16 protein-coding genes are annotated in these 16,266 nt (G+C 39.4%); 4 read left to right on the top strand and 12 right to left on the bottom strand.

From position 1 onward, the window contains the following. Nucleotides 1–36: 36 nt before the first annotated feature. From accA to dnaE, 5 genes are all read right to left on the bottom strand, one after another. Nucleotides 37–1,026 (bottom strand): acetyl-CoA carboxylase carboxyl transferase subunit alpha, encoded by a 990-nt coding sequence (accA, locus tag CRO56_RS12775; RefSeq protein ID WP_097159001.1) that lies wholly within the window; start codon nucleotides 1,024–1,026, stop codon nucleotides 37–39. Next, a complete protein-coding gene (gene accD / locus CRO56_RS12770) occupies nucleotides 1,011–1,889 on the bottom strand; it encodes an acetyl-CoA carboxylase, carboxyltransferase subunit beta (protein ID WP_097159000.1) in 879 nt (292 codons plus the stop codon). The genes accA and accD overlap by 16 nt, the downstream gene beginning before the upstream one ends. Before the next feature lie 118 nt (nucleotides 1,890–2,007). Then, nucleotides 2,008–2,610 (bottom strand): FadR/GntR family transcriptional regulator, encoded by a 603-nt coding sequence (locus CRO56_RS12765; RefSeq protein WP_245855870.1) that lies wholly within the window; start codon nucleotides 2,608–2,610, stop codon nucleotides 2,008–2,010. Between the two features lie 8 nt (nucleotides 2,611–2,618). Then, the gene (gene ystJ, locus CRO56_RS12760) at nucleotides 2,619–3,857 is read right to left on the bottom strand and encodes an NADP-dependent malic enzyme (RefSeq protein WP_097158999.1); all 1,239 of its coding nucleotides are present in this window, start codon (nucleotides 3,855–3,857) and stop codon (nucleotides 2,619–2,621) included. A gap of 114 nt (nucleotides 3,858–3,971) precedes the next feature. Beyond that, entirely contained in the window at nucleotides 3,972–7,286 is a 3,315-nt protein-coding gene (gene dnaE, locus CRO56_RS12755; RefSeq protein ID WP_097158998.1) for a DNA polymerase III subunit alpha, read from the bottom strand. 161 nt (nucleotides 7,287–7,447) lie between these two features. Between dnaE and CRO56_RS12750 the strand changes: the two genes are divergently transcribed. After that, the gene (locus CRO56_RS12750) at nucleotides 7,448–7,786 is read left to right on the top strand and encodes a YtrH family sporulation protein (protein WP_097158997.1); all 339 of its coding nucleotides are present in this window, start codon (nucleotides 7,448–7,450) and stop codon (nucleotides 7,784–7,786) included. Continuing rightward, nucleotides 7,783–8,283: a sporulation membrane protein YtrI gene (gene ytrI, locus CRO56_RS12745; protein ID WP_097158996.1), complete on the top strand. Its 501-nt coding sequence runs from the start codon at nucleotides 7,783–7,785 to the stop codon at nucleotides 8,281–8,283. The genes CRO56_RS12750 and ytrI overlap by 4 nt, the downstream gene beginning before the upstream one ends. 51 nt (nucleotides 8,284–8,334) lie before the next feature. Here the strand turns inward: ytrI and CRO56_RS12740 are convergent, their stop codons facing one another. Beyond that, nucleotides 8,335–9,297, bottom strand: a complete 963-nt coding sequence (locus tag CRO56_RS12740; RefSeq protein ID WP_097158995.1) for a DHH family phosphoesterase — start codon at nucleotides 9,295–9,297, stop codon at nucleotides 8,335–8,337. 128 nt (nucleotides 9,298–9,425) lie between these two features. Here CRO56_RS12740 and CRO56_RS12735 point away from each other — a divergent pair, with 128 nt between their 5' ends. Then, nucleotides 9,426–9,731 carry a YtpI family protein gene (locus CRO56_RS12735; RefSeq protein WP_097158994.1) on the top strand — a complete coding sequence of 102 codons (306 nt, stop codon included), beginning with the start codon at nucleotides 9,426–9,428 and terminating at the stop codon, nucleotides 9,729–9,731. Between the two features lie 339 nt (nucleotides 9,732–10,070). On the opposite strand, the gene CRO56_RS12730 is transcribed toward CRO56_RS12735, so the two are convergent. From CRO56_RS12730 to CRO56_RS12720, 3 genes are all read right to left on the bottom strand, one after another. Beyond that, a complete protein-coding gene (locus CRO56_RS12730; protein WP_097158993.1) occupies nucleotides 10,071–11,375 on the bottom strand; it encodes a CBS domain-containing protein in 1,305 nt (434 codons plus the stop codon). Between the two features lie 154 nt (nucleotides 11,376–11,529). Beyond that, nucleotides 11,530–11,781 carry a hypothetical protein gene (locus CRO56_RS12725; RefSeq protein WP_245855861.1) on the bottom strand — a complete coding sequence of 84 codons (252 nt, stop codon included), beginning with the start codon at nucleotides 11,779–11,781 and terminating at the stop codon, nucleotides 11,530–11,532. A gap of 56 nt (nucleotides 11,782–11,837) precedes the next feature. Beyond that, entirely contained in the window at nucleotides 11,838–12,518 is a 681-nt protein-coding gene (locus CRO56_RS12720) for a metal-dependent hydrolase (protein WP_097158991.1), read from the bottom strand. A 158-nt stretch (nucleotides 12,519–12,676) separates the two neighbouring features. Here CRO56_RS12720 and CRO56_RS12715 point away from each other — a divergent pair, with 158 nt between their 5' ends. Next, on the top strand, nucleotides 12,677–13,774 hold the full coding sequence (locus tag CRO56_RS12715) for a M24 family metallopeptidase (RefSeq protein ID WP_097158990.1): 1,098 nt from the start codon (nucleotides 12,677–12,679) through the stop codon (nucleotides 13,772–13,774). A gap of 41 nt (nucleotides 13,775–13,815) precedes the next feature. On the opposite strand, the gene ald is transcribed toward CRO56_RS12715, so the two are convergent. The 3 genes from ald to CRO56_RS12705 all read right to left on the bottom strand — a co-directional run bounded on the left by ald (nucleotide 13,816) and on the right by CRO56_RS12705 (nucleotide 16,238). Next, entirely contained in the window at nucleotides 13,816–14,928 is a 1,113-nt protein-coding gene (gene ald / locus CRO56_RS12710) for an alanine dehydrogenase (RefSeq protein ID WP_097158989.1), read from the bottom strand. A 190-nt stretch (nucleotides 14,929–15,118) separates the two neighbouring features. Then, nucleotides 15,119–15,286 (bottom strand): hypothetical protein, encoded by a 168-nt coding sequence (locus tag CRO56_RS22910; protein WP_179714271.1) that lies wholly within the window; start codon nucleotides 15,284–15,286, stop codon nucleotides 15,119–15,121. 100 nt (nucleotides 15,287–15,386) lie between these two features. Further along, on the bottom strand, nucleotides 15,387–16,238 hold the full coding sequence (locus CRO56_RS12705) for an EcsC family protein (protein WP_179714270.1): 852 nt from the start codon (nucleotides 16,236–16,238) through the stop codon (nucleotides 15,387–15,389). Nucleotides 16,239–16,266: the final 28 nt, after the last annotated feature.

The following is a 16,266-nucleotide window of genomic DNA, read 5'->3' as shown; positions in this document are numbered from 1 at the left end:
GGTCTGGTTGCCCAGACCTTGCCTCAAAATATAAAGTTATGCTTTTACAGGGGTTTCACTTAGGATTGGATTTGCAGAATGAAATGCACCCATTTTTTTATATTTTTCATAACGCTGAGATACTAATTCCGCAGCAGATAATTTATATAATTCACGAATAGATTGCATTAGAACTTTATCAATTGCTTCGGCTTGCTGCTTTATATCATGGTGTGCACCGCCGCGAACCTCTGGAATAATTTGATCAATAATGTCTAGTTCTTTTACATCAGGTGCGGTAATTTTCATAGATTCTGCTGCTTTCTGAGCAAGCCCCGCATCTTTCCAAAGAATAGAGGCAGCTCCTTCAGGGGAAATTACGGAATACCACGAATTCTCGAGCATGTGAATATGGTTTCCTACACCAATAGCAAGGGCTCCGCCACTTGCACCTTCGCCTATAACAACGCAAATAATAGGTGTTTTGAGGCCAGCCATTTCAAATAAATTTCTGGCAATTGCTTCACTTTGACCCCTTTCCTCGGCTGCCTTTCCTGGATAAGCTCCTTTAGTATCAATAAAACTAATTACAGGTCGATTGAATTTTTCAGCCTGTTTCATCAAACGCAGAGCTTTACGGTAGCCTTCCGGATGGGGCATACCAAAATTTCGGCGGATATTCTCTTTCGTATCTCTTCCTCTTTGTTCCCCAATAATGGTGACAGGAAGACCATGAAACGTGGCAATTCCACCAACAATCGCAGCATCATCACCATAAAGCCTGTCACCATGGCACTCAAAGAAGTCTTGAAATAATAAAGAAATATAATCCAATGTAGTTGGACGTTCTGGATGTCTGGCAATCTGGACACGGTTCCAGGGACTTAAACGGCTGTAAATATCGTCTTCAAGCTTCAGCAACCTTGTTTCAAGCTTGGCTATTTCATCTGACAAGTCAACATCCGATTTTTCTGTAAAAGATTTAAGCTCTTTAATTTTGTTTTTAAGTTCTTTAATCGGACGCTCAAATTCTAGTTCTCCAACCATTCAAGCTCCCTCCTTCCACAATGTATATCTAGAACTTGGGTTAGCTTTTCTTTTAATTCAAGTCTGGAAATAACAGCATCCAGCTGTCCATGCTTTAACAGGAACTCGGCTGTTTGAAAGTCATCAGGGAGCTCCTCGCGGATGGTTTGTTCGATAATTCTTCGGCCGGCAAAGCCTATTAATGCACCCGGTTCAGCAAAATTATAGTCTCCTAATGAAGCAAAACTAGCTGATACTCCTCCTGTTGTAGGATGAGTCATAACCGAGATAAAAAGTCCGCCATCCTCGCTAAATGCTTTTAACGCTGCACTTGTTTTCGCCATCTGCATTAAACTTAAGATGCCCTCTTGCATTCTTGCTCCGCCGGAAGCAGTAAATATGATGAAAGGAATCTTTTCTGCTCTCGCTCTTTCGATGGCTCGGGTAATCTTTTCACCCACTACCGAACCCATGCTTCCCATTCGAAAACCAGAGTCCATAATAGCTAAGGAAATTGGAAAACTTGAAATAGTTCCTGTTCCCGTTAAGACCGCTTCATTTAATTTTGTCTTTTGCTGATCCTTTTCTAGTTTTTCAATATAGCCAGGAAAACCTAGCGGATTTTCAGAAACTAAATCTTGATCATATTCGGTAAAGCTATTTTCATCAAGCAGACTTTCAACCCTTTCGAATGCAGACATAGGAAAATGATAGCCACATTCCATACAGACTTTTTCATTTTTAGCCAATTCTTTTGAAAACATGATTTTTTTACAAGAGGGGCATTTAGTCATAATCCCTTCCGGAACGTCATGCTTTGCTGCTTCCGAAGGGATTGTTGCATATTTCCTCTTTTTTTGTTTTGAAAAAATATCTTTTAGCAAGGTGTAACCTCCTTGTTTTAAAGCCGACAATACCTTTGGTCTATTTAGAACTTGTCCAAATCTCCTATACTTGACTGTACTAAATGATGTCCAAAAATGTTGGTTTATTTTGTCACCTTTACTTCGACAAATTACGCATTTGATCAAATGCTGCTAAAGCCGCTTTCTGATCAGAATGGATAAGTGCTTGAACAAAGGACTTCACATGATCCTGATTAATGTCTTCCTGGTGGAAAGATGAGATGTACTCAGATAATATTTTCCAAATCTTTTTTAACAGACGATTATCAGCACCTTCTACAATTTTTACCATTATTTCATTGAAACTTACATTTTCATTTTCTAGTAAATTGGAAAGCAGCTTTTCCCGCCCTTTTAAAAAAAGAAGTTCAATACAGTTCTTTTCAATCATTGCTTTCGATTCCAAAGCGTCGCTTCTGACTTTTTGACCCTGTAAGATAAATGTTCCTAAAAGCTCTACAAGCTGATGTTCTTGAAAATCTTTAATAAACGTCCCTTCACCCCGGCGAGTTTCAATTAATCCTAAAAGTTCTAATGCTCGGAGTGCTTCTCTTACACTAGAGCGACCATACCCTAACGTTTCAGAAAGCTCTCTTTCTGAAGGAATGCGGTCGCCCGAGCCCAACCCATCTTTAGCGATCATGTCTCGGAGACGTTCTACAATTTCAATATATACCTTTGTAGCCGCATTATTTATCACAGGTCCCCTCACTCACTTTTCCCAATTAACGAAAGTTGCTCTGTACGAAGACGAACTTCTTCCGGGTCAACCTTAAGCCGGGCCACTCCTGTTTCCATTGCAGCTTTTGCAACTGCCCCGGCAACAGCTGGAGCCACTCTTTTATCAAAAGGAGCAGGAATAACATAATCAGCACTTAGCTCATCCTCTGAAATTAAATCAGCAATCGCGTGAACGGCAGCTACCTTCATCTCTTCATTGATATGGGTTGCTCTTACATCAAGAGCACCTCTGAATATGCCTGGAAAGGCCAATACATTGTTAACTTGATTTGGAAAATCAGAACGGCCTGTTCCGATAACAGTTGCTCCTGCCAGCTTTGCTTCTTCTGGCATAATCTCTGGAACCGGGTTAGCCATTGCGAATATAATCGAGTTGTTATTCATGGTCTCGACCATTTCTCTTGTTAATGATCCGGCAACCGATACTCCGATAAATACATCAGCACCTTTTATCACATCTTGTAATTTTCCTTCTTCTCTATTTCGATTCGTGAATTTCGCTACTTCAGCTTTAATATCATTCATTCCATATGAACGATTTTCATAAATCGCACCTTTTGAATCACACATAATAATGTCGCGTACTCCAAATTGATAAAGAAGTTTTATAATCGCGATTCCGGCGGCACCCGCTCCGTTTGCGACCACTTTAATTTCTGACATTTTTTTATTTACTAGCTTTAGAGCATTCACAAGTCCTGCTGCCGTTACAATCGCTGTCCCATGCTGGTCATCATGGAAGACAGGAATATTTGTTTCCTTTTTTAATCTTTCTTCAATTTCAAAACAATTGGGAGCAGCAATATCTTCTAGATTCACTCCGCCAAAGGTTGGCTCGAGTAATTTGACAGTTTCCACAATCTTATCTACATCTGTTGTATTCAAACAGATTGGAAAGGCATCAACACCAGCAAAACTTTTAAATAGAACCGCCTTTCCTTCCATAACAGGCAGTGCTGCCTCAGGACCAATATTGCCCAGACCCAATACAGCTGTCCCATCGGAAACAACCGCAACCATGTTGCCTTTCATTGTATAATCGTAAACCGTTTCAGGCTTGTCATATATAACTTTACATGGTTCTGCAACACCAGGGGAATATGCAAGGCTTAAATCCTTTGCATTACGAACGGGAACTTTTGACTTTGATTCTAACTTTCCCTTATGAATCCGATGCATATGTAAAGCTTCTTCTCTTAACGTCAACGATTTCCACTCCTTCAATAATAGAAGCTGCCTGTCAATAAAGATCGTAAAAGTGCGGTGGTCTGACCACGTGATATTTAAAACAATAAACGATTCTATACTTCTTGTAAAGATTCAACTTTTTAAAATCACCTGTTCTTGTCCAACGAGATCCTTGATTTCCTGCAAGGCTTTGGAACTTGGTGAAATCCAATAATCCCGTTTTAACCGAATTGTTTTCTTAGGGTTTGAATAAATCAAAATGACAGGTATGCTTCCTTTGTGTTTTAGTAAAATAGTCTTTAGTTCCCATAGTTGTTCTTTGTTTAATACATGAATAAAGAGCGTAGGAAGTTTATTTTGAATAGTGTCCCATTCTTCTTTCTTATATAATTCATTCACTATCAATTGCTGCTTTCCTGCTCTTTCGTCAACATTTCCGATTGCTAATAAGATATTTCCTTCTTTCACATGACCAGAATACCTTTTATACGCACTAGGAAATAACACTGCATCCATTTCCCCGGACTCATCACTAATCGTTAGAAATGCCATGACTTCTCCTTTTTTTGTGCGAATCACACGTACACCTGAAACAAATACTCCAACTCTCACATGGTGGTCTCCATTTTTTAATGCAGCTAATGGTTTAATCCCTAATTGGACAAGCTCAGTCTGTAAAGGAGAGACAGGGTGATGAGAAAGAAATAAACCAAGGACTCTTTTTTCGTTATCTAAAATTGCTTCGACCGGCATTTCTTCCATCACTTGATAATTTGGTTTTAATAGTTCTGCTTCTTCATGAAATAAATCCATTTCATCTTCATTTGGCTTTACAAGACTGACATACTCATAGGCAGAATCAATGGATGCCAAAAGAGTCGCCCGTGTTTGCTTAAATTCATCCAATGCTCCGGCATAAATCAGACACTCAATCGTTTTACGGTTAACAGCTTTCGGAGATACATGCAGAATGAGATCAAAGAAATCTTGGATTTTCTTGCTTTTTCGAACTTGAAAAATTTCTCTAACAGCTGCTGCTCCGACCCCTTTAATCGCCGAAATCGGAAAGCGAAGACCCTCTTTTTCCACAAGATAGGTATACCCGCTCTTATGAATAGAAGGCGGGTAAATGGTATAGCCCATCTCCTTTAACTCTGTTATATATTGCTTTGTTTTATCTTCATTTCCGATTACCGATGTCAATAAAGCGGCAATGAAAGCTAATGGATAATGTGTTTTTAAAAAGCTAAGCTGATACGCAATTAAACTATAGGCGACGGCATGACTTTTATTAAATCCATAATTGGCAAATCTTACAATCAAATCGTAAACTTGGTTAGCTGTGTCTGTATCATATCCCTTTCGGATCGCTCCGTTTACAAAGTGTTCTCTTTCTTGGTCAAGCACTTCTTTCTTTTTCTTACCGACAGCCCGTCTTAATAAATCAGCCTCTCCAAGTGAAAATCCCGCCATTTCCGAGGCGACCTGCATAATCTGTTCCTGATACACTAAAACACCATAGGTTGGCTTTAAAATATCTTCTACATCCTCATGCCAAAATTCAATCGGTTCTTTTCCATGTTTTCGGGCAATAAAAGTCGGGATGTTTTCCATTGGACCTGGCCGGTACAATGCATTGACGGCAACAATATCTTCAAAACTAGTAGGTTTTAAACGCTGGAGAACACTTCTCATCCCATCGCTCTCCAATTGGAAAATGCCTGAAGTTTTCCCATCTGCTAACAGCTGAAACGTTTTGGGATCGTTAGGTGGAATCTCTTTTAAACTTAAGTTTTTCCCAGACGACTGCTTAATCGACTCTAAGATCATTTCTAAAATCGTCAAGTTTCTAAGTCCTAAAAAGTCCATTTTCAAAAGGCCCAGCTCTTCTAAAATCTCCATTGGGTACTGAGTTAGATAGGCTTCTTCAAGACTCCCTTGCAAAGGAACTAATTCGGTCAGCGGAAATTCAGACATCACCACTCCTGCTGCATGTGTAGATGTATGTCTTGGCAACCCTTCAATTTTCTGAGCTGTTCGAAATAACTTTTTATGAAGCGGTTTCGCTTCGACCCATTTTCGTAACGCTTCTGATCGTTCGAAAGCCTCTTGCAGAGAGGAAGAACTGGAAATCCATCTCGACAATTGCTCTAGCTCTCCGCCGGATAATCCAAAAATTCTTGCTACATCCCGCAGTGCAGCTTTGGCGGCAAACGTACCAAATGTAATAATTTGCGCTACGCGGGTTCTTCCATATTTTTTTACTACATAGTCGATTACTTGCTCACGTTTATGGTCAGGGAAATCAATATCAATATCAGGCATTGTAATCCTTTCTGGATTAAGAAACCGTTCAAACAATAAGCCATGTTCAAGCGGATCTACATCTGTAATAAAAAGCACATATGACACAAGCGAACCTGCCGCCGATCCTCTTCCCGGTCCCGTTAAAATGTTGTTCTCATGAGAATATTTTATAAAGTCCCAGACAATTAAAAAATAGTCGCTAAAGCCTAGCTCTTGAATAATGTTCAATTCATATTTCAGGCGTTCATGGTAAGTTCCGTTCTGATGCATGCCCCTCTTTTCAAGTCCTTCTAAACATAAATCGCGGAGAAAATCTTCTGAAGTCTGCCCGGCTGGAACTGGGTATTTTGGCAGACGAGTAGTCGGTTCTTTAAATTCGATCTGACAATGGGACGCAATTCGCACCGAGTTCTCCAGCAAATTCGGATAGGCTTCGAACAATTCAACCATCTCAGCTTTAGACTTTAAATCGCGCCCTTCTGTCCATGCTAAGTTATCACCTTGTTCTGAAAGCTTAACTCCATCCCTGATCGCAGACAAACAGCGATATACAAAAGCATCTTCCTCGTTTCCATAGTGGACAGGCTGTATCGCCACACATTCGATTTGGTTAGAAAAACATTCTTTAACAGCATTTGCGTGAATTAATAAATCTTCGTTCCTAATACCAACGAAAAACGAAGATGGTTCAAAACAGTTTTTGACAGTCGTAATTGCTTTATAATCCAATTTCTTCTGATTTTCATTAGATGTCTGTACTGGCAATTCTGCCAAAATTCCGATTACCTCCTGATTATAGGCTCTTAACCATTTAAGGGGTAATCGATGGGACGATTGGGTTTGAATCGCTGATGAAATTTTTACTAAAGATTGATAGCCTGTAAAACTTTTGGCCAATAATACGACTGTTCTAGTTTGCTGATGATCCTGTTCAACTTCAACGGTAAGTCCAATTATCGGTTTGATGCCTTGTTTCAGACATTCTTTATAAAATGGAAAAACTCCATACATAACATGATGGTCTGTTAATGCTATCGCAGAATAGCCTTTAGCTTTAGCTTCTTTTACTAAGCTCTCTATGGATAATGAGCTTTGCAGCAGGCTATACGCACTTTTTACATAGAGATGGACAAATGACATATTTCCACTCCTCTTGTTATTTACCGTTCGATTGTACTTATTTTCCATTATATCCTTCCTTTCGGACAATTGAAAACATGCCAATTCATATTAAGCGGGCTTGCCCCATAAGATGTATAGAATAGGAATTTACTCTTACCTAGTGAGACAGGAGTGGTTAAATGCTGCAGGAAACTTTTTTCTTTTCTATATTTAAAGCGTTTTTCATTGCCTTTGGGGTTATTGTTGGAGGTTCAATTTTGGGCGGATTTGCAGCATTTATGACCAATAAACCAATGCTTACTGAAACCTATGAACTCTCGGCTAATTTGCGGATATGGGCGATTATCGCTGCCATCGGCGGAACATTTGATACCGTGTATAGTTTGGAAAAAGGATTGATGGACGGGGATACAAAGGTTTTATTCAAACAGTTTCTTTTTATCCTGTCAGCCCTATGGGGGGCTCAGGTTGGCTTTTCTTTAATCACATGGCTCACACAAGGGGAAATCAAAGGATGAGGATCCCTCCCTTTTATCGGATTCCTTCGTGGCAGCGGTTTCTCGGCGGAATGGCATTAGGCGGAGTCATCAGCTGGATGGTTTTTCTCTATATGTTCGGTACGATCCAAGAAAGGCAATCAATCATTATTGAAGAACAGACCGCTAAAATTGAAAAACTAAATGATAATTTAGAATACTGGCAAGGAGAATACCAAAAAGCGAATGAAGAACTAGAGAAAGAATTAACCGTAGAAGAGATTGAAATTAAACTGATCAGTAATAAAAAGCTAGATTTATCCCCGCTCCAGGAAAAGAAAATCATCAGTTTGCTTGAGGAACATTTAAATGTGTTAAAGGCTAAAAAACTGGGGACGGTATACGAAAGCAAAGACCTCTTAAAAAAAGCAATCGAAACCAAGGTATTCCAAGTCGATAATAAAAAATACAAGCTTCATTTAAATCAACTGTTTTTATACACAACGCTTTATATTGAAGTAACCATTGACCTTGCATAATAATTAAAGGGTCTGTCTCACAAAATTTTGTGGGGGCAGACCCCTTCATTTTTAATCAGTGATTTGTTCTGTTTTCGCATAAATTTTGCAGGCCAAAAGCAAATCATGCAGGACTAATTCAGCGGCTTCCCAGCTATAAATCGATGCACCTGCTGCTAATGGATGACCGCCGCCGTTGTATTTTTTGGCAATGCTATTGATAACTGGTCCCTTTGACCGGAAACGGACTCTAATTTGGTCCTCTTCTTCAATAAAAAATACCCAGGCAACGATTCCAGCAATATTTCCTAAAGAGCTTACCAGGCTTGATGCTTCTGCTGGAGTTAAATCGAATTTTTTCAGTGTCTCTTTTGAGATTTGAATCGATGCTGCCCCGTAATCTAATAGCTCAAATTCTTGGAGAATAAACCCCTGAAGCTTCACAACTTTTAACGGGGTTTCATAGAGCTGATTATAAAGATTGGTTCGTGAGAAAGAATAATGAATTAGCTCACTTGCATAAGCAAATGTCTTTTCGGTTGTGCTGGGATAAAGAAATCTACCTGTATCGCCAACAATCCCTGCATAAAGTAATCTTGCTGCTTCATCTGTCATCTTCAATCCATGTTCTTGTGCTGTTATATAAAATTCATAGATCATTTCACTGACCGAACTGGCAGTGGTATCGACCCACATGATATCTCCGTATGGATCCTCATTCGGATGGTGATCAATTTTTATAAGCATGTCACCTGTTGAATATCGCTGGTCACTTACTCTTTCGGTATTAGCCGTATCACAAACGATCACTAGTGAGTTTTTGTAAATGTCATCATTTATGATGTCCATCTGCCTCAGAAAATGAAGAGTTGGCTCATCATCCCCAACCGTATACACCTTTTTATCTGGATAGCTTGCTTTCAAAATCTCAGCTAATCCACCTTGTGATCCGTATGCATCCGGGTCTGGCCGTACATGGCGATGTATAACAATGGTTTCATATTTTTCGATGGCATCCAAGATTTTGTCAATCACGAATAAGTCCCCCTTTATTTTCACAGCTTGTTCAAAAATTTGTCGATAAAAACCTTCTATTCATTGCATTCTTATTTCCGGCACATGTAAAATAAAAGTGCAGCTTTAGGTTAGGAGGTTTATACAAAATGCCTGTATTGGTCATTTTAATTATTTTTGCATTAGCTTTTTATGTTTATTTTAAGGTGAAACAAGTCCGGAGCCAGCGTCCGATTGAGAAAAAATGGATCTCTGGGAAAAGCAGCATTTGCCTTGGTTCGTTTGTACTTCTATTTGGGATCAATCAGGTATTCCTCTATCCCAAAGAGACAGTTACTTATGTGATTGCCGCAATCTTTTTAATCGTCGGTTTGTTATCAATTATTGGCGGTTATAAAATGTATAAATATTATCTGCCGCTTGCTATTAAAGAAGCAGAGCAGCTTCAAAAGTAAAAAATGTTTCCCTAAAAGAAGCTTCAGAAACAGAAGCTTCTTTTTTAATGGCTGTTTTCGAAAAGATTTTTGCTACCTGAATATATTATTTAAAGAATGTAGCTGAAGACACTTGAGTCCTCATAAAATGCATTCGCATTTTCTTCGTGCGATGTTTATGCTGCCGAAGCCTTCCTTGTCCTGCGGGAAGAAGAGTGAGGCCTCTAGACCCTGCAGGCAAAGCCGAGGAGGCTCAGGCCACCTCCCCGGGGAATCTTGTGTCTGGAGCGAAATGGAACGGACATGTTTGGCTCCATTAAAAAACCAATTTATGCGAAAACAGCCTTTTTAATTATTATATTACCGATCAATCAGCTGACACATGAGCAGGGCCTTTCCAACTAAAACTCCTTCATTAAATACTTCGATATCCACTTTCCCAAATTTTCTTCCCGATTCCAATACTTTAGGAGTAATAGTTAATACACTATCAAGCTGAATCGGCTTTAAGAAATAGAGAGTCATATTTTCGACGACGAGGTCGCTTTTTTTGCTATTTTTTAAAACCCTATTGGCACTTTCCGTCACAATCGATGTAAAAACACCATAAGAGACGGTCCCAAGTGAATTGGTCATTTGCGGTGTTACTTCAAATTGATATAATTCTTGATCTTTCACCACATGAAAGCGGCTCCCAATTAAATCTTCGATCGTTTCTCCGACCTGAGGCTGTCTCTGTGTGACTTGGAGGGCTTTTAATACATCCTGACGGCTAATTATCCCGACGAGCTTGTGATAATCATCGACGATGGGAAGCATTTCAATCCCTTCCCAGATCATTGTATGGGCGACAGATGCCACACTCGTTTTTATATTTGTTGTCATCGGGTGCTTGGTCATAATCTTTTCGATTAAGATTATTGGATCCTTTCCGATGACATCCTTGGCTGTCACCACCCCAACTACTCTTCTTTGATCGTCTACAACAGGAAATCGGCTGTGGAGGGAGGTTTGATTATTTGCATGCCATTCCGACACCCGGTCTTCCACATGCAGATAATACGTTTCATCTAATGGCGTCAGTATATCTTCAACTGTTAAAATTTCCTTTTTGATTAATTGATCGTAGATGGCACGATTAATCATAGAGGCAACAGTAAAAGTATCATAACTAGTAGAAATGACAGGAAGTTCTAGTTCATCTGCTAATTTTTTTACACTTTCTTCCGTATCAAATCCGCCTGTAACGAGAACCGCAGCTCCTGCTTTTAAAGCAAGTTCATGTGCTTTTACCCTATTTCCGACAATCAGTAAATTACCAGCACCCGTATAGCGCATCATCGCTTCAAGCTTCATAGCGCCAATAACAAACTTTGTTAATGTTTTATGTAATCCCGCTTTCCCGCCTAAGACTTGTCCATCAACGATATTGACGACTTCCGCAAAGGTCAGCCTTTCAATATTCTCTTTTTTCTTTTTTTCAATCCGAATTGTACCAACCCGTTCAATTGTGCTGACAATTCCCTGATTTTCAGCATCCTTAATCGCCCGATAAGCTGTACCCTCACTTACCTTTAAATCTTTTGCTATTTTACGTACCGAAATTTTCTCTCCTACGGGAAGATCTTGTATATATTGTAAAATTTGCTCGTGCTTCGTTAACAACCGCTTCACCTACTATCGTTTCCTTATGCTTATTATAGAATTTACCAGCAGCTGATTCAATTTAGTTTTTAAACTTAGGAACGAAACTTTCCAGTAGTTCGGCAGTAATTAGGTTTTTACCAAAAAAGTAAAACTCCTCATTTTACGAGGAGTACTAAGAATACGACCGGACTGATTTCTTTTTTGTGATTTTATTTGAATGCTGATCAGCCTTTTTTTGCCTTAAATCCGTTTTTGGCGAATACAGTAACCCAAGTAAACTGCCTGACAGAACCAAAAGGGCAAAGACCACCCAGCTGATGGCAAAAATCCCTTCGGCTCCGCTTGCATACACATCTAAGCGCGGGATCGCATAATACAGCATCACGCCACATAATAAAAGCTGCAGTAAATAGCGGTTTTTCATGATCCCCCTCCTCCTTTTTCTTTATATTCTATGCGGACAAGGAGCAGGGTAGAAGTTTATAATTCTATCGAATCACCAGGGTTCATAACCAACCCATTTTTATCTTTTAATAATTTAACAAATGCATAAGGATCTTGCTTAATAGGCGGGAACGTATTGTAGTGAATCGGTACTGCCATTTTTGCCTTTAATAACTCTGCCGCATAAGCTGCATCCTCAGGTCCCATTGTAAAGTTGTCACCAATCGGAAGAAAGGCAAGATCAATTGGATGACGTTCCCCGATTAACTTCATATCAGAGAAAAGACCCGTGTCCCCTGCATGATATATGGTCTTTCCTTTTATGGTTAAAAGAATTCCTGCAGGCATACCCAAATAAATAATCTGCTGATCTTCAGTTATCATCGCCGATCCATGGAAAGCCTGGGTAAGCATAACTGTTCCGAAATCAAACTGATACTTGCCGCCGATATGCATGGCATGCACATTCAAACCTTGCCAGCTTAAGTAATTGGCGATTTCATTATTCGCGATAACAAGAGCATTTTTCTTTTTAGCCAGTTCCACGGTATCGCCAATGTGGTCTCCGTGACCATGTGTTAGCAATATGACATCAGGTGCTTCGTTTTCTACATTTAGATCTGTTAGACCATTCCCGTTAATAAATGGGTCGATTAAAATCACTTTTTCATCTGCATCAACTTTAACAACCGCGTGTCCATGATACGAAACCTTCATGATTTTTTCTCCCTTCTTTTATATCTCCATAATTTCTTTCACCAAATGATTCTTGTTTTCCTGCTTTTCTCCAGTTTTTCCTAATCGAATCCAGAGAATAACAGCTGATTTACTTTATCGAAAACTATTGATAATCTTTATAATAGGAGGGAAAAGAGATGAATGCAAAAAATGAAGCTTTACAAGCGTGGATGAATGAGTCAAATGTCGACGTATCCATTGCAACTTCAAAGTATAATGTTTTTTACTTGTCTGGTTATTATAGTGAACCGCATGAACGTTTATTAGCCTATGTTAGCTTTAAAAACCAACAGCCAATCCTTCTATGCCCTGCTATGGAAGTCCATGATGCAAAAAATGCTGCCCCCCATGCTGAAGTGATCGGCTATTTGGATACAGATGACTCCATGGAACTGTTAAGCAATGAAATTAAAAAGAGAAGCAGTCAGTTTGCTGTAGTTGCACTTGAGAAAGAACATCTCCATGTATTACGGTTTGAAAGTCTTCTAAAGGCATTTCCAGAAACAAAATGGGTTTCTCTCGAAGATAAACTTCAAATGCTGCGCATGGTAAAAGATGAAGAGGAAATTAAAAAAATCCAAAAAGCTTGTGAATTAGCTGATTTTGCAGTAGAAGTTGGTGTAAAAACACTTCGTGAGGGGATCACAGAAATGGAAGTGATTGCCGAAATAGAGTATGAGGTTAAGAAAAAAGGTGTTCGTGAAATGTCCTTCTCTACAATGGTCTTAGCTGGTCCTAATGCGGCTTCTCCACATGGCACACCTGGAGCTGCCAAGGTTAAAAAAGGAGATCTGGTTTTGTTTGACCTAGGAGTTATTTTTGAAGGATACTGCTCAGATATAACTAGAACCGTAGCATTCGGTGACATTAGTGAGGAACAGGCCAAAATTTATGAAACTGTAAAAAACGCTGAGATGAAAGCAATCGAAGCTTGCCGAATTGGAAAAACCTGTGCTGATATCGATAACATCGCCCGCAATTACATAAAGGATGCAGGTTATAGCGCCTATTTTCCGCATAGATTGGGCCATGGCCTGGGATTAAGTGTTCATGAATTTCCATCCTTAACAGGCCATAATCAAGTACCCCTGGAAAAAGGTATGTGCTTTACGATTGAACCTGGAATTTATGTGCCTAATGTGGCAGGTGTTCGGATTGAAGATGATATTGTCGTCACTGCTAACGAACCATTAGTTCTTACTAAATATCCGAAGGAATTACAAATAATAATCTAATGAAAAAGGGTCGAGTGCTTTTCACTCAACCCTTTCATTATTTACAACAATTCTTTCGCATCTTTATATTCTAAGCCTAGAGAGTCCGCAACAGCCTTGTATGTTACATAGCCATTTAAAGTATTAATCCCCTTAAATAGTGCTTCATTATCCAGACATGCGCGCTGGTACCCTTTGTTTGCAATTTGAATCGCATAAGGCACTGTCACATTCGTAAGGGCAATCGTTGAAGTTCTTGGGACTGCTCCTGGAATATTAGCTACTGCATAGTGGACGACACCATGTTTCGTATAGGTTGGGTCATCGTGCGTGGTAATGCGGTCAGTTGTTTCAAAGATACCACCTTGATCAATGGCTACATCCACAATAACGCTTCCCTCTTTCATCGATTTCACCATTTCCTCACTGACCAATCTTGGTGCTTTTGCACCAGGAATTAAAACAGCTCCTATCACTAAGTCTGCTTCTTGAACTGCCTCTGCAATATTGAAAGGATTAGACATAAGGGTTGTAATACTGTTTCCGAAAATATCATCCAATTCTCTTAATCGATCTGGGCTAATATCTAAAATCGTAACCTGGGCTCCGAGTCCCACTGCCATTTTTGCAGCATTTGTACCTGCAACCCCACCACCTACAATCGTAACTTTACCGCGTGAAACCCCAGGTACACCAGATAGTAAAATACCTCTTCCGCCATTTACTTTTTCTAAAAATTGAGCACCGATTTGCGTAGCCATTCTTCCAGCAACTTCACTCATTGGTGTTAATAATGGAAGAGAACGGTTTGGAAGCTGGACCGTTTCATAAGCAATTCCGATTACTTTCTGTTCAGTTAGTGCCTTAGTTAGCTCCGGTTCAGCAGCTAAATGTAAGTACGTAAATAAAATCAGGCCTTCCCTAAAATACACATATTCACTAGGAAGCGGTTCTTTTACTTTCATCACCATATCATATGACCATGCCTCTTCGGCAGTGTTCACAATTCTTGCACCGGCTTGTACATATTCATCATCTAAAAAGCCTGAGCCTGCACCGGCATTCGTTTCAACGAAAACCTCATGTCCATTTTCTACTAAGTGGAAAGCACCAGCTGGTGTAAGAGCCACTCGATTTTCATTATTTTTTATTTCTCTAGGAACACCAATACGCATGATTCCTTTACCTCCTGCATTCTGTGGGAATATTTGAGTTATTTTGATTTCATCATACCACTTTATAATAGAAAGGAAAATAATGTTTGTCCACATTTTCATGAAAACCCTTACAAATTTAAAAAAGAACAAGCGCCAGTTCGACTGTATTATAAAATTAAAATAGAGGCGATCTAATTCGATCGTCCTCCTAATATTCGAAGTCTTCTGCCTCATCGTGAGGCTGATCATTATACATGTTAGCTTGTGCTTTCGGATTGTCAATTACACCTGACGCGTAGGCTCCCATAATTTGATCACTTACTTCATTTACAGCCTCTTCATCATAGTAAAACTTTTCGTTAGGATCCTTTTTCAATTTCAATGCTCCTTTCGAAGGACTATAGTTGTAATTTGTCCGAACGAAAAGGAATAATGAATTGTAAAAAACAGTATCATTGGTATCGCTTTCCATTGATCTATGAGTGGTCTAATCTGTTTTTGTGCTCGAGCAAATATCGATATACATAATATTTATGGGCAAAAACAGCTACTCGTTTCGAAAGGCTGTATTGAAATTGCACACCAAATATTACACTGAGGAGCGGAAACTTCCCTTCCTCTTTCGGCTGAAAAAGTTGAATCGAAACTAATTTAATTAATTCATCTAACCCAAATTCAATCCACTCCTTTGAGATGATTTGTTCTTCTCCATCGTAAAAATAAGCGGAATTCTGCTGCTCTAGTAATTCTCTTTTTAAGGATAACCACGCTTCACCCTGATACCGCTTCGGGAGAGTGGCTGCATGGAATACTTTTATAGAGGTCATTAATTCATACGGGGAAGATAAATCATAGCCATATATATAGGACATCAGCTGGACAACCCGAATATTATTAATAAGAGTCACGGGTATACTCATCGAAGAAAAAACTGATTTTCCTGTTCCTGCTAACCCGCCATGGATAATCGAATATAACCTATGTTTGGATTGTTCTCTATCAGCAATATAATTTAATTGAGAAAGAGGCAGGTTCTTGAGGCCTTCAAAGTCTTGAATTTGCTCATTAAATGCTTTTGCGGTTGCCAATATACGTTCTTTTGCATCATTCTGGATGGATGTTTCATGGAAGAGAGCATAGATGTGGAAGATCCACTGGTCGATTGAATGGATAATGGGGTCTTTCCAGTGGTCAGGAAGGGCTTCAAAAGCCTGATATAACCATCGTTCATAGGTTTTTTCAAAATCGTTACCCTCATATCCGAGCAGTTTCTTTTCCCATTGCAATACATTTTCCCATGCCGCTTGATTAAATCTTGAGTGCTCCAAAACAATCCCTCCACTCCGATTCCTTAAA

Origin of the sequence: Bacillus oleivorans (genome assembly GCF_900207585.1) — a bacterium.
Lineage (GTDB): Bacteria > Bacillota > Bacilli > Bacillales > JC228 > Bacillus_BF > Bacillus_BF oleivorans.
Note: the sequence above shows the minus strand (reverse complement) of the source record. Positions and strands in the feature narration are given on the sequence as shown.